Raw genomic sequence first — 18918 nt, forward strand, 5'->3', positions numbered from 1 at the left:
GGAGGACGTTCAGGGCTCGATGTTCTCCCGAAACCCGGGTGCGAGGCCAGTCTGTCTGAGACCGTTCTGTTCCAGTATCTCGAACTCGTACACTTTCACGCCCCCCGAGGTGGTGGCGGTCTGGAGCGTGTTCGGTCGCCACGCGTTGTTGGTGAGCGGTTCGATGTCGCCCCACTCGTCTTCCGGAATCGCCGAGATTGCGCCCGTCAACAGGACGCTCTCCCACCGGAACGACGTCTGGACGTCGTAGACGAGGAACCCCGCCCGACCCGCTTCTTCGGTCAGTTGCGCCTTCCGACTGGACGACCCGAGTAGGTAACTAAAGTAGAGGTGGTCGTCCTCGTCGTACGCGTACGACAACGGGACCATGTACGGAGCGGCGTCCGTCGCTAGTCCGAGGACACCCGTCTCGTGCGACGCGAGGAACTCGCGAATCACGTCGTCGTCCATCGCTTCGAGACCGTACTGCTCCAGTTCTTCGACAGTCATGTGTTGGGCTACCACTCCTAGTACCATATGCCTAGGTCCGCAACTCTGAGGTGTCGGTAGTCTGTCTCAACGTGGAAGCGTCCGAATCCAACCGCTAGCTGTCGTCGAAACAACACAACCCCTAGATAGAATTTCGGGTAAACCGGCAAAATAACCACGTAGTCGTCTTTAGCATCTACGTTCTTCGTGTAATTGAGTCTTTTGTCAACAGAAGGGTAACCAATACTTCCAATATAGAGAAATAATTAGATTTTATCCCTGTATCTTCAGTCTCGGTAGCAGAGTTCAGTTAATTACCATGATTCGAGCGTAGATTGTTCTCATACGAGTTCGAATGGTCCTGTATGATAGTCGACCTGGATTATTGGCGTCGAATTGGTCGACATCCCGTGACCGGGTTCCAGGGAATAACAAGAGTACAGTCATTATATTGTGTGGCGGAGTAAAACCGGTGTCGCTGACAGGCCCGTTCGTCTCCTGCGAACGATCTTGAGGATGACGCGCGTACCGTCCCGCCTCCGCCTGTCGCATCGGATGAGTCGATGTGGTGTGTGAAGCTCGGAACTCCGACAGCCGTAGGTTAGGAGAACTGGGAGTTGATTTCGATAACGTTCGCCGACCGCGTGACCATGTTGGGAAGTTCTTTCTCGTAGACCTCACCCTCGAAACGACTCGCCGGTCCGGAGATGCTAAGCGCCCCCAGCACCTCGCCGTTCGTCACGACGGGCGCGGCCACGCAGCGAAGCCCCTCTATCTTCTCCTCGCGGTCGAAGGCGTACCCCTGTTCGCGTATCTCGGCCAACTCCTCGAACAGTTCCTCCCGGGTCGTGATTGTCGAACTCGTGTACCGGGGAAGTCCGTGTCTCTCGATAATCTCCTCGACGCGCTCTCTGGGCATGTGGGCCAACATCGCCTTCCCGAGCGAGATACAATGCAGGTACTCGCGGTCGCCGGTCGACGACGCCGTCTGAACGGCCTTCTCCCCGCCGGTCTTGTAGATGTACACCGCGCGGCCGTGCTCCTCCGTGGCGAACTGCGCGAGTTCGCCGCAGTCGGCGGCCAAGTCGTCAAGTTCGTTCCGTACGACGTCGTATATCTGGAGTCGCTCCTTGACCGTCTCCGCCAGTTCGAGATAACGGAGGCTCAGGCGGTAGACGCCGTCTTCTTTCACCACGTACTCGTTCTGTGCGAGCGTCGCCACGTGACTGTGGACCGTCCCCTTCGAGTGGTCGAGTGCGTCGGCAATCTCCGTGATGCCCGCCCCGTCTCGAGCCTGCAGGAACTCGATGATGTTCAGCGAAATCTGGACAGCGTCGACCGTTCGGGTCGTAGGTTCGGTGTCCATAGGTGACGTTTAGAGTACACCCCCAATAAATGTTCGGCCCTTGCGAACAGTCCGTCGTCGTTCGCATCTGACGAACAGCGTGTGTCGCACTCTCCGTGTTGTGGTGGGGCCCCCGCGACCACGCGTCCCAGCGGCCCGAATCGAGGCTGTATTGGGCGTCTCGAAACGTGTCCGTCTGTCGTCGTTCGCGAGAGGCGAAACCAGTACGGTGAGGACACCACTGAGCCGTCAGCGACGGTGGGACGATAGACGGGGAAAACAATATTACGCGTGGCCCGGCATGTCCATCCACCATGGTCAGCATCGACTACATGGCCCATCAGGAGCAGTACAGTCCGTCGCAGTTGCTGCGGTTCTCCGGACTCGCGTCGGACAACGGGTTCGACTTCGTTTGGACGTCGGACCACTTCCACCCGTGGTTCCACACGGACGCCGAGGCCGGATTCGCGTGGTCGTGGCTCGGTGCCGCGACGGAACGAATCGACGTCCCAATCGGTACCTGCGTCACGCCGGCGGGCGAACACTACCACCCGGCGCTGATGGCACAGGCGTTCGCCACTCTACAGGAGATGCACGACGAACGGGTCGTCCTCGGCCTCTCGACGGGCGAGGCGATGAACGAGAAGCCGATGGGCCACGACTGGCCGGAGTACGGTGTCCGACGGGACCGACTGGAGGAGACGTTAGAAATCGTCCACGGCCTCTGGGAGAGCGACGACTTCTACAGCTACGAGGGCGAGCACTTCACCGTCGACGACGCGAAGTTGTACACGATGCCGGACGAGCGACCGGAGGTCCAGATAGCCGCTAACGGCCCGAGCACGGCGTCGCTGACCGGTGAATTCGGGGACGGGTTCATCACGGTCAAGACAGGCGAGGAGTACACCGACCGGATGTACCCGGCCATCCGCCGCTACGCCGAAGAGGAGGGGCGCGACCCAGACGACATCGAGACGACGCTGTTGGTCATCGCCTCCTACGACGAGGACTACGAGGCGGCGCGCGCAGCGACCCGCCCGTGGTGGGCGACGACGCAGAACGTCTTCGACCGAGCGATGGCGAACCCCAAAGACATCGAAGCCGAGGGCGAGAAAGCCACCCAAGAGCAAGTCGAAGAGAAGTTCCTCATCGCCGACGACCCCAGCACTATCGCCGCGCAAATCGAAGAGTACGCCGAGATGGGCTTCGACCGCATCGCGATGGGGAACACGAGCCCCGACCCCGAGCGGTTCTTCGAGGTGATGGGCGACGAGGTCATCCCGTCGCTGTAACCCGAATTTTTCGGGCGGAGTGGGGCGCTGTCGGTCCTCGGGGGAATGTTTAATAAACGGGGCCCGCATCGTTTCGAACGAGATGCCCAGACTGAACGGTGGCGAGATAATCGCCAAGTATCTGGAGAAAGAGGGCGTCGAGTACCTCGTCGGAATCCCCGGCCACGGGAGCACGAACCTGCTCGACGCGTTCAACGACTCCGACGTAGAGGTCATCCAACCACGACACGAGGAAGGGGCGACACACCTCGCCGACGGCTACGCGCGAGCGAGCGGCGAACCGCTGGCCGTGTTCACCTCCATCGGCCCGGGCGCGACCAACACCGTCACCGGCGCGGCGACGGCGTACGTCGACTCCATCCCGATGGTCATCTTCACCGGCGCACCTCAGACCCACGAGTACGGGCAAGGCATCCTGCAGGAGATAGAGCGCCAGAAGCCCGGTGACTTCCCGAGCGTGATGGAACCGGTCACGAAACAGAGTTTCGTCGTCGACGACGTCGAACGGCTGCCCCGAATCCTTCGCCGCGCGTTTCAGGTCGCCTTGTCCGGGCGGCCGGGGCCGGTCCACGTCGACGTGCCGATGGACGTGCAGGGCGCGGCGGCCGACGTAGAGCTTCCAGAACCGACCCAGACCCGCCCGCACAGCCGTCCGGGCGGAGACCCGCGGACCGTCGCAGACGCCGCGGAACTGCTGGAAGACGCCGACCGGCCGGTCATCGTCCCCGGCGGCGGCACGATGCTCGCCGAGGCGTGGGACGAGGTACAGGAACTGGCCGAACACCTGCAGGCACCCGTCATCCCGACGTTCCAAGCGAAGGGTATCATACCGGAAGACCACGACCTGTTCGTCGGGTACGCCGGCTGGATAGGCTCCTCGGCAGGCAACGAACTCGCATCGAACGCCGACGTCGTTCTCTCGGTCGGCTGTCGGTTCACGGACATGCACACCTCCTCGTTCGAGGAGGGCGTGAGCTTCGAGATTCCGCCGAGCAAGCTCATCCACGTCGACATCGACCCCGAGGAAATCGGGAAGAACTACCCCGTCGAGGTCGGCATCCAGGGCGACGCGAAGGTCGTCACGCGACAGATTACCGAGGAACTGCAGGAGCGCATGGACCCCGTCTCCCGCGAGAACAACGAGTACTATCAGGAGATGCAAGACCTCTGGGAGGAGTGGGAGGGGATGGTCGCGGAACGCTGGGAGGACGACAGCGTGCCGATGAGCATCTCCCGTGCGCTCGCCAGCCTCCGGAACGTCCTGCCGCGCGACGGCGTCATCGTCTCCAGCGCGGGCCAGCCACAGGAGACGGTCAACCCAGAGTTCCCCGTCTACGAACCCCGCACCAACATCTCCTGTGGCGGGTTCTCGACGATGGGGTTCGGCGTCTCCGCCGCTATCGGCGCGAAACTCGCCAAACCCGACAGTCCAGTGGTCGACGTCGAGGGTGACGGGTCTTTCATGATGTGCAATCAGGAAGTGGCCTGCGCCGTCGAACACGACATCGACGTCACCTACCTCATCGTCAACAATCACGGCTGGAAGTCCATCCGGAACCTGCAGGTCGACAAGTACGGCTGGGACCGCGTGCTCAACACGGAGTTCAACGAGGCGACGGACATCGACTTCATGTCGATGGCCGACGGGTTCAGCGTCGAGTTCGCCGAGCGCGTCGTCAAGCCGGAGAACCTCGACGGTGTGCTCGAAGACGCCATCGCCCACGACGGACCGGCCATCGTCGAGGCCGTCGTCGAACCAGACAACCCCGACTCCGGGGCCATCATCACCGGCGAGTGGGACCTCGCCGACCTCGAGAAGTAACCGCACCTTCGGTTTTCGTTTCGTCACCATCGCTCGCCGTCGGGAACGACCGACCGCAGAGAGTCGTGGTCCGCCTCAGTCCATCTTGACGAGGACTTTGCCGTCCACGCGCTTCGTGGCCTGTTCGATAGCCGTGTCGGCGTTGTCGAGGTCGAACGTCGAGGTGACCATGCCGGTGTTGTCGAGTTGCCCGCTGGCCATCAGGCGGATGAGCCGGGGGAACACCTGCTGACCGGTGTGGCCCTCGGACCCGTACAACTGCGCGCTGTTGCCCTGGTACTTGCGGAGCGCTATCTCGGGGTCCGCCCCGGCGTTGCTGATGTGGACGACGTTCGCGCGTTCGGCTAGCGTGTCCTCGATGACCGGATACGTCTGAGTGACGGCACCGCTCGTCTCGACGTGGACGTCCGCGCCCTCACCGTGGGTCACCTCTCGGACGGTCTCGACGGGGTCCACCTCGATGGGGTTGTAGACGTGTTCGAAGCCGAGGTCGTGGGCTATCTTGCGGCGCTGGTCAGACGGTTCGAAGGCGATGACCTTCCCGGCACCGGCCGCCCGTGAGACGTTCATCCCCGTGAGACCGATGGGGCCGACGCCGTGGTAGACGTGGTAGTCGCCGGGCCAGATGCCCTCGGCCCGCCCGAACAGGCCGTAGTAGCTGATGGTGCTCGGTTCGACAGTCGCCGCCGCGCGGTAGAGTTCGTCCTCGTCGTCGTAGGCCCGTTCGAGCGGCGCGACGCTCCAGCAAATCTTCTCCGGGACGGTGACGTACTCGGCGAACGCACCGTCCATCGTGAATCCGATTTGCTCGAAGTTCTCGCAGTGGCCGTGGAACCCCTGCCGACACATCTGACAGCGAGCGCAGTAGTCCGTCACCTCGGCGGTGACCGGTTCGCCGGCCTCGAAGAGGTCGGCGTCCGCACCCGTCTCCACGACCTCACCGGAGAACTCGTGGCCGGTGACGGTGGGAAACTTCGTGTACGCCGAGTAGTGCATGTAGCCGTCCTCGTCCGTCTCTAGCATCGAGACGTCGCTCCCGCAGACGCCGGCGTACTTCACGCGGACCAACACCTCGTCGTCTGCCGGTTCCGGCCGGTCACGGTCTTCGACGCGCAGTTCGGGGTCTCTCCACACCTGCGAGGAGTTCATGGCACGGCGGCGCTCCCGTTCGTCCTCGGTCAGGTCGTAGTCTGGACGCGGACTCCACTCCGCGTCGAGTACGAGTGCTCGCATCGTTGGCACAGAGCATCTACCGCAATATAATTGTAGGGGGTCGGGTCGGCGTCGCTGGGCGTCGTCTCCCTCGGTTCCGCTCAGAACGTCTGCCACCCGCCGTCGACGTACACCATCTCGCCGGTGACGTAGTCGGCCTGGTCGCTCGCCAGGAAGAGGACGGTCGGCGCGATGTCCTCGGGGTAGCCCGGCCGGTCGAGGGGAATCGGCTTCGTGAGGTCGCCGGCCGCGACGGACTCCTCTTTCTGCTCGGCCCCGGCGCCGAACTCCGTGGCGATGTGGCCCGGCGCGACGGCGTTGACCCGCACGTCGTGGTCGGCGAGTTCGAGGGCTGCTCCGCGAGTAATCATGCGGATGGCCCCCTTCGTGGAGTCGTACGGAATCTGGTTCGCCTGCGCGTGCGTCGAACTTATCGAGGCCGTGTTGACGACGACCCCGCCCTCGCCGCGGTCACGCATGTCGGCGGCGGCGGCCTGCGTCCCGAAGAACACGCCGTTCGTGTTGATGTCGTGGATGGTCTCGAAGGTGTCCCGGCCGACCGAGAAGAGGTCGCCTCGGGTGAACCACCCGGCGTTGTTCACCATCACGTCGACGCCGCCGTACTCGCGGGCCGCCTCGACGACGCTCGCGAGAGCGTCCGGGTCCGAGACGTCGGTCTCGGCGTACTCGGCCGTGCCGCCCTCGGCTTCGATGGCCTCGTGCGTCGGTCGGTCGGCGTCGGCGTCTTTCGGGTCGGGGTCGATGTCGGCGTTCAACACCGTGGCCCCTGCGTCGCCGAACGCGAGTGCGATTGCGCGGCCGATGCCGGAACTGCCACCGGTGACGATGACGGTCTCTCCCTCGAAGTCGAAGCTAACGCGTCCCATATCCCAGCGTACGGTTCGGCCCAGATAAATAGGACGGTTCACCTCGTCCGTGCGTAACATCTATGTAGTTCGGTGTAGACGTTCCCCATGCATGACGAGCAAGCAAGAGCAGTCGCCAGCGGCGACTGCCGTACCCGACACCGTACAGAACTACGTCGGTGGCGAGTGGGTCACAGTCGAGGGCGACGAGGGCCAGCCGGTCGTCAATCCGGCCACGAACGAGACGCTCGCGGACGTACCGTTCTCGGACCGGTCGGCCGTCGACGAGGCCATCCAGACGGCCGACGAGGCCTTCGAGGAGTGGCGCGCCACCTCTCCCGTCGACCGCGTCCAGTACCTCTTCGACCTCAAGCAGGAACTCGAAGATAGGCAAGAGGACATCGCGCAGGCACTCACGCGCGAGCACGGCAAGACGCTCGGCGAGGCCCGCGGCGAGATTCGTCGGGGTATCGAGAACGTCGAGGTGGCGGCCGGCATCCCCAACATGCTCCGCGAGGGGAGCGGGAACGTCGAAGGTATCGCTCCGAACATGGACGAACACGCCGTCCGCCAGCCGCTAGGCGTCTTTACCGCCATCACGCCGTTCAACTTCCCTGCGATGATTCCGCTGTGGTTCCTGCCCTACGCCGTAGCGACGGGCAACACCTTCGTCCTCAAACCCAGCGAGAAGGTGCCCCTCAGTTCGCAACTCATCTTCGAGGCCGTCGACGCCGCAGACTTCCCCGACGGCGTCGTCAACCTCGTCAACGGTGGCGTCGACACGGTCAACACGCTGCTGGAGCACGACGACGTCGCCGGCGTCTCCTTCGTCGGTTCGACCCCCGTCGCCCAGCACATCTACGAGACGGCCGCCCAGCACGGCAAGCGCGTGCAGGCCCAAGGCGGCGCGAAGAACTACGCCGTCGTCACGCCAGACGTCGAACTCGAAGACGCCGTCCCCAACATCATCGGCTCCGTCTACGGCAACGCCGGTCAGCGCTGCCTCGCCAACGACGTCGTCGTCGGCGTCGGCGACGTCTACGACGACCTGCGCGAGGAGATTCTCGACGACGTCGACGAACTCACCGTCGGCAACGGCCTCGACGAGGACACCGACGTCGGACCGCTCATCACCGGCGAGTCCGCAGAGCGCGTCGTCGGGATGATAGAGGACGCCGTCGAGGAGGGTGCCGACCTCGTCGTGGACGGCCGTGACTTCGAGCATCCCGACTACCCCGAGGGGAACTTCCTCGGCCCGACGCTGCTGGAGAACGTCACGACCGACATGGACATCACCCAGACCGAAATCTTCGGCCCGGTGATGGCGCTGGCAGAGGCCGAGGACCTAGACGAGGCCATCGAGATGGTCAACAGCACCGAATACGGCAACGCCTCGTCGCTGTACACCGAGAACGGGGCCGAGGCCCGCAAGTATCGCTACGAGGTCGACGCCGGGAACATCGGCATCAACGTCGGCGTCTGCGCGCCGATGGGCTTCTTCCACTTCGGCGGCCGCAAGGGGTCGTTCTTCGGCGACCTGCACGCCCAAGGCGAGGACGCGGTGAACTTCTACACCGACAAGACCATCGAGATTCAGCGCTGGTACAGCAATACCTGAACTCCCGCGACCCCAGCTCTACTTTCGAATCACTCGACGGCAGTTTTCGACGTCTCCGCTCTTGGACCGATAGAGAGTCACGTCTCGGGGTAGTCACTTCGAGGCCCAGCAGAGGTGGTTCGAAAAGCCCCGGGAGGGGCGTTCGAGGCGGTGTACGGGTCGACGCAGCGGGCCCACGACGAGTCAGTCGGACGAGGCGGGAATATCCTCTTCGAGGGCCACGGCGTAGTCGTCTATCGCACGGTCGACGCTGTCCATCAACAGGGCGATGTCCTTCCCGGCGATGAGGAAGTCGAAGCCCTGCTTCAACCGAGAGTCGATGGCGGCCAGGTCGACCGTGAGCGTGCCGACCGGGACGTCGGCGCGGTCGCTCGCGTCGATAATCTGCTGGATGGCCTCGCCGAACTCCTCGGAGTCCCACTCGGCGAACATATTTAGCGCGCCCGAGAGGTCGGCCGGGCCGACGAACAGCGCGTCGATGCCGTCGACGCTGGCGATCTCCTCGGCGTTCGAAAGCCCCTCTGCCGTCTCTATCTGTGCGATGGTGAGGATGGAACCGTTGGCGTTCTGTACGTATTCTTCGAAGTTCCGACCGTATCCCGTCGCCCGGCTTCCAGCGATGCCGCGGATACCCTCCGGTGGATAGCGGATCGACTCGACGAGCGTCCGGGCTTCCTCCGCGGAGTCTATCATCGGGACCATGACGCCGGCGACGCCGATGTCCACTACCCGTTTCAGGCGGACCGGGTCGTTCCACGGCACGCGGACGACGGTATCTGTCCCGCCATTCACGGCGTCGACCCCGCGAGCCATGTTCTCGACTGTCTCCAGCGACATCGTCGTGTGTTCCATGTCGACCAGAACGAAGTCCAAGTCTAGCTGTGCCACGCCTTCGGCGACTTTCGGGTGGCCGATAGAGAGCCACGTTCCGAGGGGGTGTCCGCCTGCGTCGATTGCGTCCTTGATGTTGGTCATAGCTGTGTTTCGTCCAGTCAGTAGCGCCGTGACTGGGGGTGCCCCGGCGACGACTGACGTTCTATCACCTAGCTCTACGCGGAGGCACAAAAATATGCAGGCTCCTCACACGGTAGGTGCCCCGACGTGCCCGTCGTGTATCGGGACGCCGACGCCACCGGAAAATATAACAGGACGAGTGCTGATACAGCAAACGATGCGATTCGGTATCACGGAGTTCCGTGACCTCGGCCTCCACCGCACGGCCGTGTCCGATTCGCCGGCTGGAACCCCCGTCGACGGCCGACCGGCCGACCGACACCGCTAGCCGATTCCCGAGACACAACCATGTACGAAGACTTCGCTTCCAAACTCGCAGCGACCATGTGGGCCGACTTCGACGAGACGCCCAGCCGGGCGACTGGCCCCACAGCTGAGATAACCGACCTCGACACGGTGGTCGTAGACGGGAACTTCCCGTGGACCATCGTCACCGTAGAGACGAGCGAGGGCGTCACCGGCATCGGCGAGGCCTACCCTTCGCCCGGCGTCCACGAGATAATCACGGACTATCTGCGACCCGTACTCGTCGGCGAGAACCCGACCGACGTGGAACGGCTCTACAACCTGATGCGGGGGAGCCTCTCCGGCCGCGGGTCACAGGAGGGCGTCGGCACTATCGCAATCAGCGGCGTCGAAATCGCCCTGTGGGACGCCGCCGGCAAACTCCTCGACCAACCGGTGTACCAGTTGCTGGGCGGGAAGACACGCGAGGAAGTCACCGTCTACGCGGATTGTCACGCCGGCGAGGCGATGGTCGAATCCGCCGAGGAAGGCCAAGAGGAGTCCACCTACGAACCCGAGGCGTACGCTCAGGCCGCCCGGGCGGCCGTCGACGACGGCTTCGACGTCGTGAAGTTCGACCTCGACGTGCCCTCTGGCCGCGAGATAGACACGCTCTCGCGGCACTTCGACCCGCCCGAAATCGAGCACAAGCGGCAGGTCGTGGAGGCCGTCACCGAGGAGATCGGCCACGACGCGGAGGTAGCGGTCGACCTCCACTGGAACTTCAGTCCCGAGACCGCAGAACGCCTCTGTCGCGCGCTCGAACCGTACGACCTCGCGTGGATAGAGGACCCGATGCCCCCGGAGAACACCGACGCGATGCGCGAGTTGAAACGCCGCGTCGACGCGACCATCCTGACCGGCGAGAACCGCTACGGCCGCCACGGCTTCCGTGACCTCATCGAGGACCAGGCCGTCGACTTCCTCGCACCGGACGTCCCCAAGACCGGCGGCATCGCCGAGACGAAGAAGATAGCCGACATGGCCGAGGCCTACTACCAGGCCCTGATTCCGCACAACATCGGCAGTCCAGTCGCCACCGCTGCGACGGCCCACGTCGGCGCGACGGTGCCGAACTTCGTCGCGTTGGAGTACCACGCCCGAGAGGTGCCATGGTGGGAAGACCTGCTCGTCCGCGAGGAGGACTTCATCCAGAACGGCCGCATCCGGGTGCCGGACGCTCCCGGACTGGGCATCGAACTCGACTGGGACGTGGTCGAAGCCCACCGCAAGGAGTAGCGGCGTATCGCCTCGTAGACGACTTCCCCCTTCGCCCGTACACGTCCGGGCTCTTCCGGAGCGCTGGCTTCGCTCAATAGCCGGGCAAATCAACCGCTATAGGCGCCGAGCGGACTGTTCTGACCAGAACATTGATTATGGTTCTTTCTAAATGTGAGCGTATGCCACGGCTGAACGGCAGTGAAATCATCGCACAGTATCTGGAGAAGGAAGGCGTCGAGTACCTCGTCGGCATCCCGGGACACGGGAGTACGCTCATGATAGACGCGTTCAACGACTCCGACGTCGAGGTGTTTCAACCGCGGCACGAACAGGGCGCGACCCACATCGCGGACGGGTACGCACGCGCGAACGGGGACCCAATCGTGGTGTACACCTCCATCGGCCCGGGCGCGACCAACACAGTCACCGGCGCGGCGACGGCCTTCGTCGACTCGGTGCCGATGGTCATCCTCACAGGTGGGCCCCAGACCCACGAGTACGGGCAGGGCATCCTGCAGGAGATAGAGCGCAAGCGCCCCGGCGACTTCCCGAACGTGATGGAACCGGTCACGAAACAGACGTTCCAGGTCCACGACGTCGAACAACTGCCGCGTACCCTCAGGCGCGCGTTTCAAGAGGCCGTGACGGGGCGTCCGGGGCCGGTCCACGTCGAGATTCCCATGGACGTCCAACACGACGAGGCGGACGTCGAACTCCCGGACCCGGAGCGGTCCCGAACTCAGCATCGGCCCGCTGGCGACCCGCGGTCCGTCTCCGAGGCCGCGGACCTGCTCGAAGACGCAGAGCGGCCGGTCATCGTCGCTGGCGGGGGCTGTATGCTCTCGGAGGCGTGGGACGAGGTGCAGGAACTCGCCGAGTATCTACAGGCACCGGTCAGTCCCACCTTCCAAGGGAAAGGCGTGATTCCGGAGGACCACGACCTGTTCGTCGGGTACGCGGGGGCGTGGGGGACGACAGCCGGGAACGAACTCTGCAGTAGCGCGGACGTGATTCTCGCTGTCGGCGTTCGGTTCTCGGACCTGCACACGTCCTCGTTCGACCCCGGCGTGAGCTTCGAGATTCCGCCGACGAAACTCGTCCACGTCGACATCGACCCCCACGAAATCGGGAAGAACTACCCCGTCGAGGTCGGTGTACAGGGCGATGCGACGGTGGTGACGAGGCAGATTCGCGACGAGCTCGCGGAGCGAATCGACCCGGTCGGCACCGAGGACAACGAGTACTACGACGAGGTGCAACGGCGGTGGGCCGACTGGGAGGCCCGCATCGAGGAGCGACAGACCGACGACTCGGTCCCCCTCAGTATGGCGCGGGTTCTCGGGTCGCTCCGGGAGACGCTGGACCGAGACGCCATCGTCACGACCGGGGCCGGCCACTCACAGGACATCACGAACCCCGAGTTCCCGGTGTACGCGCCGCGGTCGAACATCTCCTCGGGCGGGTTCTCGACGATGGGCTTTGCGCTGCCGGCGGCAATCGGTTCGAAGCTCGGCGCTCCCGACCGACAGGTGGTGTCGATTCAAGGCGACGGGAGTTTCCTCCACTGCAATCAGGAACTCGTCGCCGCCGTCCAAGGCGACGTCGACGTGAACGTCCTCGTCCTCAACAACCACGCGTGGCTCTCGATTCGGAACCTCCAGGTCACCCAGTCCGGGTGGGACCGCGTGCTGGCGACGGAGTTCGACGAGGAACACGACTACGACGCCGTCGGGATGGCCGAGACGATGGGGGTTGAGTACGCCGAGCGCGTCTACGAACCGGACCAACTCGACGAGGCGCTCTCGGGGATGGTCGAACACGACGGCCCGGCACTGGTCGAGGCCGTCGTCCAGCGAGAGACGACGGAGACGGGCGGCGTCATGACCGGCGCGTGGCACCTGCCGGGACTCGGCGAAGGCTACGAATCCGACGAGCGACCCGACGAATCGACCGCCGCGGAAGAGAGTGAAGCGGCGAGCGACGACTGACACCAGAACCCGAGCACGAGACATGGTTTCCATCGATTACGACGCGCATCAAGAACAGTACGAACCCGACGAACTGCTCCGCTACGCGCAGCTAGCCGAGGAGGCCGGGTTCGATATGATTTGGACGTCCGACCACTTCCACCCGTGGTTCCACAGTCAGGGGTCGTCCGGGTTCGCGTGGTCGTGGTTGGGGGCCCTCAGCCAACACACCGACCTCCCGATGGGGACGTGCGTGACGGCGACGGCCGGACACTACCACCCCGGCCTCATCGCGCAGGCGTTCGCCACCCTGCAGGTGATGCACGACGAGCGGGTCGTCCTCGGCGTCAGCACCGGCGAGGCGATGAACGAGAAGCCGCTGGGGTTCCCGTGGCCGGAGTACCCCGAGCGACGCCAACGGCTCAAAGAGTCCCTCGAGATATGCCACTTGCTCTGGGAGTCAGACGACTTCGTCGACTACGACGGCGAGTACTACCAGCTAGACGACGCGCGACTCTACACGAAACCCGACACGCCACCGGAGATACACGTCGCGGCAAACGGGCCGGCGACGGCGTCGCTCGCCGGCGAGTACTGTGACGGGTTCATCACCGTGTTGAAAGACGAGGAGTACACCGACAAACTCTATCCGGCCGTCCGTCGGCACGCCGCAGACGCCGGGCGGGACCCCGACGCCGTCGAGACGACGCTGCTGGTCACGGCGTCGTATCACCCGGACTACGAGACGGCCTACGAGGCGACGAAGCCGTGGTGGGCCGCGACGCAGGACGTCTTCGGGCGTGGACTGTCCAACCCGAAGGAGATAGAGGCGGAGGGGGAGAACGCCACGCGCGAGGAGGTCGAACACAAGTTCCTCATCGCCGACGACCCCAGCGACGTCGCGGCCCAACTCGAGGCGTACGCCGACCTCGGCTTCGACAGAATCACCCTCGGCAACACCAGTCCCGACCCCGAGCGGTTCTTCGAGGTGATGGGCGACGAGGTCATCCCGTCGCTGTAAGGCTCGTCGTTGGACCCCAACGAACACCCCTCTTGTGTCGCCGGTATCGAGGCCCGACCGTCGGGAGCCACCTCCCTGATACGGCTCCGTTACTGTGGCTCGTTGACAGCGTTCTCGGGAGCCGTGCCCTCGAAGACGCGACGGACGTCCCGGGCGGCCGTCCGTCGGCGCTCGTCGTTCGCCTCCTGTGAGAACCACGCGACGTGCGGCGTGAGTACGGCGTTGTCGAGGTCACGGAGCGGACTCTCGAAGGGCGGGAACGCGTCTCCCTGATTAGACGGCTCCGCCTCGAACACGTCGAGTCCGGCCCCGGCGATGTCGCCCTCGCGGAGCGCCGTCACGAGGTCGTCTTCGACCACGAGTCCGCCCCGCGCGACGTTGACGAGAAACGCCGAGTCTTTCATTCGCTCGAACGCGGCGGCATCCATGGTTCCCCTCGTCTCTTCCACGAGGGGTGCGTGCAGCGAGACTGCGTCCGCGACGTCCAGTAGCTCCTCGAACTCGACTTTCTCGACGTCCGCTCGTGCCATCTCCTCGGCGTCGATGTACGGGTCGGACGCGACGACGTCCATCCCGAAGGCCTGTGCCTTCTCGGCGACCAGCCTCGCTATCGTCCCGAACCCGACGAGACCTAGCGTCTGTCCCCGGAGTCGGTGAATTTGCGTCGTCGTGACGTCCTGCGCCCATTCGCCGTCGTGCATGGCGGTGTCGTACGCCGTCAGGTTCCGTTCGAGCGCGAGCAACAGCAGGAGCGTGTGTTCGGACACCTCGTCCTGGCAGTAGACGGGGACGTTTGCGACGTACATCCCCCGCTGTGCGGCGCGTTCGGTGTCGATGCCGTCGACGCCGATGCCACAGCGGACGATGACCTCACAGCGGTCGAGCGCGTCGATGACGTCGGCCGTGTAGGGAGCGGCGAGCAGTCTGTCGATGACGGCGTCGACGTCGGCGAGTTCCCGTTTCAGGTCGTCGGTAGTTTCGATATCGACGGGGCGCAGCGTCACGTCGAGGCCCTCGAACACGTCCTGTTCTATCCGGAGGTCGAACGCGCTCCCCGCAGTGACGCCGACAGTTCTGGGTCTGTGTGTTCCAGTCATACCGCTGAACTCACGTCGTGGAGCTATCCAAAAGTAGTTTTCCATGCCGTCACCCGGCGTCTCCGCGGCGGTACGGGAGCGCCGGAGTGAAATCGAGGAGCGGACGGCCGGCCGTTCGACGCTGCCGTCCGAACTGGGGACACCACGAAGCGCGACCCGACAGTGTCGAGACCAACCCCAGACCGATGACGGGGCGACCTCCGACACCTGAATGGGGCACAAAACATTAGTTTCGGAATAAACAGTTGAACTCAACAGCATGATTTATTACGCAGGAAAGATAGAGTGGAGATGTGACTCGAGCTAGCAATGCGAGGACGGACAGTGGTAGCGACACGAAGGACACGGCGAAACGGTCAGCCACGTCACGGCGGAAGTTCATCGGTGCGACGGCGAGCGTCGTGGCCCTATCCGGCCTCGCCGGTTGCGGGGGTGGTGATGGTGGGTCGGACGGCGGGTCCACCGGGTCCGGTTCCAATCAGACCGCGCAGGAACTGTCTGTCGCGGCAGTCGAAGGGTCGGGTCGTCTGTTCAAGCGTCTCGTCGAGGAGTACGTCGCCGACGACACAGGAATCACGGTCAACGTCGAACTGTTCCCGTACGCGAACCTCTTCGAGAAGACGAACAGCGTCCTCTCGACGCAGGGCGACGCGTACGACATCGCGTTCATGGACGACCCGTGGTTCCCGCAGTTCGCGGGGCACGTCGACCCTATTCAGCAGTGGCTTCCGGAAGACCTCCCGATGGAGCAACTCATCGACACGACGGTCGACATCGCGACGTGGCCCACTCCGGGCGCGCCGAACATCCCGTCCGCCGAAGGGATGGACGAAAAGATTCGGGGACAGGTCATCGTCGGCAACACGCAGTTGTTCGCCTACAACAGCGGGTACTACGATCAGGTCGGCGCAGACGCGCCCGAAACGTGGGGCGACGTCTACGAGGCTGGCAAGAAGATTTCCCAGCAGATAGACGGCACGAACGGCTACATCATCCGTGGCAAGCGTGGCAACCCCGTGATGGCGAACTTCTTCGCCCTCGGTAACGCCATCGGCGGAACGATGTTCGACGACAACTGGCGGTACAACTGGGCCGGCGAGAACGGGACTGAAGCAGTCCGGTTCTACACTAAAGACCTCAAATCCATCAGCCCGGACGGCGTCACATCTTTCGACAGCGACGCAGTGCTCAACGGACTGTCGAGCGGTTCCGCCGCACAGGCCCCGGCGTGGCCGTCGGCCGCGTCGCTCCTGCTCGACTCGGAGGAGTCCGACGAGGCCAACAACATCTCGTTCACCCCCATTCCCAAGGGCCACACCGGCGCCAAGCGGCAGGCACCGACCCAAGGGAACTGGATTATGGGTATCAACAGTTACATCGACGACTCGAAGAAGAAGGCGGCCGGGGAAGTCATCCGTTCGGCTATCTCGAAGGAGGCCCAGAACAAGTACGTCGAACTCGGCGGGGTGCCGTTCCGTCACGACACCTTCGAGGAGAACATGGACTCCCAGCCGTGGTTCCCGGCGCTGTACGAGAGCCTCCAGACCGCACAGTACCGCCCGCGGACGCCGCTGTACTCCGAGTTCGGCATCGGGCACGGCGAACTGCTCAACGCCGCGCTCGCTGGCGATCTCAGTCCGAGCGAGATGACCTCGAAGGCGAAAAACCAAGTCGAAGACATCCTCGCAAACGCGAACTACTACGAGTGAAACAGACAACTATGGAACGCGATTCACGCCCGACGCAGACGTGCTCCAGTAACCGTCAGGTGGCGATAGCCCCAGTACACTCCGGAGGGGATACCGATGGCGACTGACACGGAAGGCGAGACAGTGTCCTCGGAGGTCGCGCAGTTCAGCACGGACACGTCCAGTCGCGAGGAGGCGCTGCTGTGGGTCGACGACAACCTGAAGTGGTTGATGACGATTCCGGCGGTGCTGATTCTGTTCTCGCTGACGTTCTACCCGCTGCTTCGGGCGCTGCAGTTCTCGACGCAGTCGTATCTGCCGACCGGGACGGTGTTCGTCGGCATCGAGAACTACGTGCAACTGCTCAGCGACGGGGCGTTCCTCAACTCGCTGGTCGTGACCGCGAAGTTCGTCGGCATCGCCGTGACCCTCGAGTTCGTCATCGGGTTCGCCATGGCGCTGGTGTTGAACAAGAAAATCAAGGTCCGTGGGCTCTGGCAGACGCTCATACTCATCCCGATGATTCTCTCTCCGACGGTCATCGGCCTGATTTGGCGGCTCATGTACGCCCCCAACGGCCTGTTGGACTACATCGCGGCACCGTTGACCGGTGGGGCGAACGTCGGGTGGATTAGCGAGACGAGCATGGCGCTGTACTCGGTCATCCTCACCGACATCTGGCAGTGGACGCCGCTCGTCGTGCTAGTGCTGTTCGCGGGCCTGCAGTCGGTTCCGGACGACATCAGCGAGGCGGCGATTATGGACGGCGCGTCCCGACGACAGCGCTTCATGGACATCACGCTGCCGTACCTCAAGTCGCTGATAGTCCTGATTCTCATCATTCGGCTGGTGGACGCCCTGCGCGTGTTCGCGAAGGTGTTCATCCTCACCCGTGGCGGTCCGTCCGACGCGACGAACGTCATCAGTATGGAGATGTACCGGACCGCGTTCCGGTTCAACAACTTCGGCGAAGCGTCTGCGATGGCTGTGTCGCTCCTCGTGTTGGTGCTGATACTGGCCATGAGCTTCGTCAATATCGCTAACGTGGAGTTCGGATCATGACGACGAAACAAGACACTTCAGTCGATACGATGCCCTACACGGAACCGTCGGGGCTCGAAAAGCTACACGAACGCCTCACGGAGACGGGTGTCACGAAGGCCGGTGTCTACGGCGCCCTCGCCGTCTTCCTCGTCTGGACGCTGTTCCCGGTCTACTGGCTGGTGACGGCCACGCTGAAGACGCGCGAGACGCTGTTGTCGTTCCCGCCACAGTGGATACCGGTAGACGCGCAGTTCGCCAACTTCGCGCGCCTGTTCGCGGAACGACCGGAGTTCGTGACCTTCATCACGAACAGCGTCATCGTCACCGTCGTCACGACAGTCGTCGCCACGACCGTCGGCGCGATGGCCGCGTACGCCTTCGTGACGTTCGATTACCCGTACAATCTGGACTTCCACCTACCGTTCTACATCCTGTCGACGCGGTTCATGCCACCTATCGTCACGATTATCCCGCTGTTCGTCATCTTCCGCGGGTTCGGGTTGGTGAACACGCTCCGCGGACTCATCCTCGTCTACACGATGTTCAACATCCCCTTCGCGGTGTGGATGATGAAGGGGTTCTTCGAGGAGGTGCCGGAGAGCCTCATCGAGTCCGCGATGATAGACGGACACACCCATCTGGGCGCGTTCTTCAAAATCGTGCTGCCGCTCGTGAAACCCGGCCTCATCGCGTCGGCCATCTTCACGACGATAATCACGTGGAACGAACTGCTGTTCGCCGTGATTCTCGCACAGAGTTCGCAGGCGATTACCGTGCCCGTGGGACTCGCCTCCTTCGTCACGAAGTTCTCCGTGCAGTGGATCAACATGAGCGTCGCGGCGACAATAGCCCTCGTTCCCGTCCTGCTGTTCGCGTTCATGGCGCGCCAGCAACTCGTCAGAGGGTTCAGCATGGGGGCGGTCGGCAAATGAGTGTCTGCCGACGCTCGCGGTCGAAC

Annotated in this window: 15 protein-coding genes; 9 read left to right on the top strand and 6 right to left on the bottom strand. The window is 63.7% G+C overall.

Annotated elements, in window-relative coordinates; genetic code table 11:
• Window positions 1-9: 9 nt before the first annotated feature.
• Both Hhyl6_RS18925 and Hhyl6_RS18930 read right to left on the bottom strand, forming a co-directional pair.
• The gene (locus Hhyl6_RS18925) at window positions 10-489 is read right to left on the bottom strand and encodes a pyridoxamine 5'-phosphate oxidase family protein (RefSeq protein ID WP_483740810.1); all 480 of its coding nucleotides are present in this window, start codon (window positions 487-489) and stop codon (window positions 10-12) included.
• A gap of 580 nt (window positions 490-1069) precedes the next feature.
• Window positions 1070-1834 carry an IclR family transcriptional regulator gene (locus Hhyl6_RS18930; protein WP_483740811.1) on the bottom strand — a complete coding sequence of 255 codons (765 nt, stop codon included), beginning with the start codon at window positions 1832-1834 and terminating at the stop codon, window positions 1070-1072.
• 293 nt (window positions 1835-2127) lie between these two features.
• Here Hhyl6_RS18930 and Hhyl6_RS18935 point away from each other — a divergent pair, with 293 nt between their 5' ends.
• Together Hhyl6_RS18935 and Hhyl6_RS18940 are read left to right on the top strand one after the other, a co-directional pair.
• The gene (locus Hhyl6_RS18935) at window positions 2128-3105 is read left to right on the top strand and encodes a TIGR03557 family F420-dependent LLM class oxidoreductase (RefSeq protein WP_483740812.1); all 978 of its coding nucleotides are present in this window, start codon (window positions 2128-2130) and stop codon (window positions 3103-3105) included.
• Between the two features lie 82 nt (window positions 3106-3187).
• Window positions 3188-4927, top strand: a complete 1740-nt coding sequence (locus Hhyl6_RS18940) for a thiamine pyrophosphate-binding protein (RefSeq protein WP_483740813.1) — start codon at window positions 3188-3190, stop codon at window positions 4925-4927.
• A 75-nt stretch (window positions 4928-5002) separates the two neighbouring features.
• Here Hhyl6_RS18940 and iolM read toward each other — a convergent pair whose 3' ends face one another.
• Entirely contained in the window at window positions 5003-6160 is a 1158-nt protein-coding gene (gene iolM, locus Hhyl6_RS18945; RefSeq protein ID WP_483740814.1) for a scyllo-inosose 3-dehydrogenase, read from the bottom strand.
• A gap of 80 nt (window positions 6161-6240) precedes the next feature.
• Window positions 6241-7026, bottom strand: coding sequence for an SDR family NAD(P)-dependent oxidoreductase (locus tag Hhyl6_RS18950; RefSeq protein ID WP_483740815.1), 786 nt, complete (start codon window positions 7024-7026; stop codon window positions 6241-6243).
• Window positions 7027-7117: 91 nt separating this feature from the next.
• Here Hhyl6_RS18950 and Hhyl6_RS18955 point away from each other — a divergent pair, with 91 nt between their 5' ends.
• The gene (locus Hhyl6_RS18955; protein WP_483740816.1) at window positions 7118-8623 is read left to right on the top strand and encodes a CoA-acylating methylmalonate-semialdehyde dehydrogenase; all 1506 of its coding nucleotides are present in this window, start codon (window positions 7118-7120) and stop codon (window positions 8621-8623) included.
• A 183-nt stretch (window positions 8624-8806) separates the two neighbouring features.
• Here the strand turns inward: Hhyl6_RS18955 and Hhyl6_RS18960 are convergent, their stop codons facing one another.
• Window positions 8807-9598, bottom strand: coding sequence for an HpcH/HpaI aldolase family protein (locus Hhyl6_RS18960; protein ID WP_483740817.1), 792 nt, complete (start codon window positions 9596-9598; stop codon window positions 8807-8809).
• A 327-nt stretch (window positions 9599-9925) separates the two neighbouring features.
• Here Hhyl6_RS18960 and Hhyl6_RS18965 point away from each other — a divergent pair, with 327 nt between their 5' ends.
• The 3 genes from Hhyl6_RS18965 to Hhyl6_RS18975 all read left to right on the top strand — a co-directional run bounded on the left by Hhyl6_RS18965 (window position 9926) and on the right by Hhyl6_RS18975 (window position 14131).
• Window positions 9926-11161 (top strand): mandelate racemase/muconate lactonizing enzyme family protein, encoded by a 1236-nt coding sequence (locus Hhyl6_RS18965; RefSeq protein ID WP_483740818.1) that lies wholly within the window; start codon window positions 9926-9928, stop codon window positions 11159-11161.
• A 161-nt stretch (window positions 11162-11322) separates the two neighbouring features.
• On the top strand, window positions 11323-13131 hold the full coding sequence (locus tag Hhyl6_RS18970; protein WP_483740819.1) for a thiamine pyrophosphate-binding protein: 1809 nt from the start codon (window positions 11323-11325) through the stop codon (window positions 13129-13131).
• 22 nt (window positions 13132-13153) lie between these two features.
• A complete protein-coding gene (locus Hhyl6_RS18975; RefSeq protein WP_483740820.1) occupies window positions 13154-14131 on the top strand; it encodes a TIGR03557 family F420-dependent LLM class oxidoreductase in 978 nt (325 codons plus the stop codon).
• 89 nt (window positions 14132-14220) lie between these two features.
• Here Hhyl6_RS18975 and Hhyl6_RS18980 read toward each other — a convergent pair whose 3' ends face one another.
• A complete protein-coding gene (locus Hhyl6_RS18980; protein WP_483740821.1) occupies window positions 14221-15228 on the bottom strand; it encodes a C-terminal binding protein in 1008 nt (335 codons plus the stop codon).
• Between the two features lie 293 nt (window positions 15229-15521).
• On the opposite strand from Hhyl6_RS18980, the gene Hhyl6_RS18985 reads away from it, so the two are divergent.
• From Hhyl6_RS18985 to Hhyl6_RS18995, 3 genes are all read left to right on the top strand, one after another.
• Window positions 15522-16937, top strand: coding sequence for an extracellular solute-binding protein (locus tag Hhyl6_RS18985; protein WP_483740822.1), 1416 nt, complete (start codon window positions 15522-15524; stop codon window positions 16935-16937).
• A gap of 96 nt (window positions 16938-17033) precedes the next feature.
• On the top strand, window positions 17034-17978 hold the full coding sequence (locus Hhyl6_RS18990; protein ID WP_483740823.1) for a carbohydrate ABC transporter permease: 945 nt from the start codon (window positions 17034-17036) through the stop codon (window positions 17976-17978).
• Entirely contained in the window at window positions 17975-18892 is a 918-nt protein-coding gene (locus Hhyl6_RS18995) for a carbohydrate ABC transporter permease (protein WP_483740824.1), read from the top strand. The genes Hhyl6_RS18990 and Hhyl6_RS18995 overlap by 4 nt, the downstream gene beginning before the upstream one ends.
• The last annotated feature ends 26 nt before the right edge of the window (window positions 18893-18918 follow it).

The sequence above is a fragment of the Haloarcula sp. H-hyl6 genome (assembly GCF_056934455.1).

What these genes read in the sequence shown, in the direction of transcription:
- Hhyl6_RS18925 (WP_483740810.1), bottom strand. Translation starts at nt 489, where the DNA reads ATGACTGTCGAAGAACTGGAGCAGTACGGTCTCGAAGCGATGGACGAC.
- Hhyl6_RS18930 (WP_483740811.1), bottom strand. Translation starts at nt 1,834, where the DNA reads ATGGACACCGAACCTACGACCCGAACGGTCGACGCTGTCCAGATTTCG.
- Hhyl6_RS18935 (WP_483740812.1), top strand. Translation starts at nt 2,128, where the DNA reads ATGGTCAGCATCGACTACATGGCCCATCAGGAGCAGTACAGTCCGTCG.
- Hhyl6_RS18940 (WP_483740813.1), top strand. Translation starts at nt 3,188, where the DNA reads ATGCCCAGACTGAACGGTGGCGAGATAATCGCCAAGTATCTGGAGAAA.
- iolM (WP_483740814.1), bottom strand. Translation starts at nt 6,160, where the DNA reads ATGCGAGCACTCGTACTCGACGCGGAGTGGAGTCCGCGTCCAGACTAC.
- Hhyl6_RS18950 (WP_483740815.1), bottom strand. Translation starts at nt 7,026, where the DNA reads ATGGGACGCGTTAGCTTCGACTTCGAGGGAGAGACCGTCATCGTCACC.
- Hhyl6_RS18955 (WP_483740816.1), top strand. Translation starts at nt 7,118, where the DNA reads ATGACGAGCAAGCAAGAGCAGTCGCCAGCGGCGACTGCCGTACCCGAC.
- Hhyl6_RS18960 (WP_483740817.1), bottom strand. Translation starts at nt 9,598, where the DNA reads ATGACCAACATCAAGGACGCAATCGACGCAGGCGGACACCCCCTCGGA.
- Hhyl6_RS18965 (WP_483740818.1), top strand. Translation starts at nt 9,926, where the DNA reads ATGTACGAAGACTTCGCTTCCAAACTCGCAGCGACCATGTGGGCCGAC.
- Hhyl6_RS18970 (WP_483740819.1), top strand. Translation starts at nt 11,323, where the DNA reads ATGCCACGGCTGAACGGCAGTGAAATCATCGCACAGTATCTGGAGAAG.
- Hhyl6_RS18975 (WP_483740820.1), top strand. Translation starts at nt 13,154, where the DNA reads ATGGTTTCCATCGATTACGACGCGCATCAAGAACAGTACGAACCCGAC.
- Hhyl6_RS18980 (WP_483740821.1), bottom strand. Translation starts at nt 15,228, where the DNA reads ATGACTGGAACACACAGACCCAGAACTGTCGGCGTCACTGCGGGGAGC.
- Hhyl6_RS18990 (WP_483740823.1), top strand. Translation starts at nt 17,034, where the DNA reads ATGGCGACTGACACGGAAGGCGAGACAGTGTCCTCGGAGGTCGCGCAG.
- Hhyl6_RS18995 (WP_483740824.1), top strand. Translation starts at nt 17,975, where the DNA reads ATGACGACGAAACAAGACACTTCAGTCGATACGATGCCCTACACGGAA.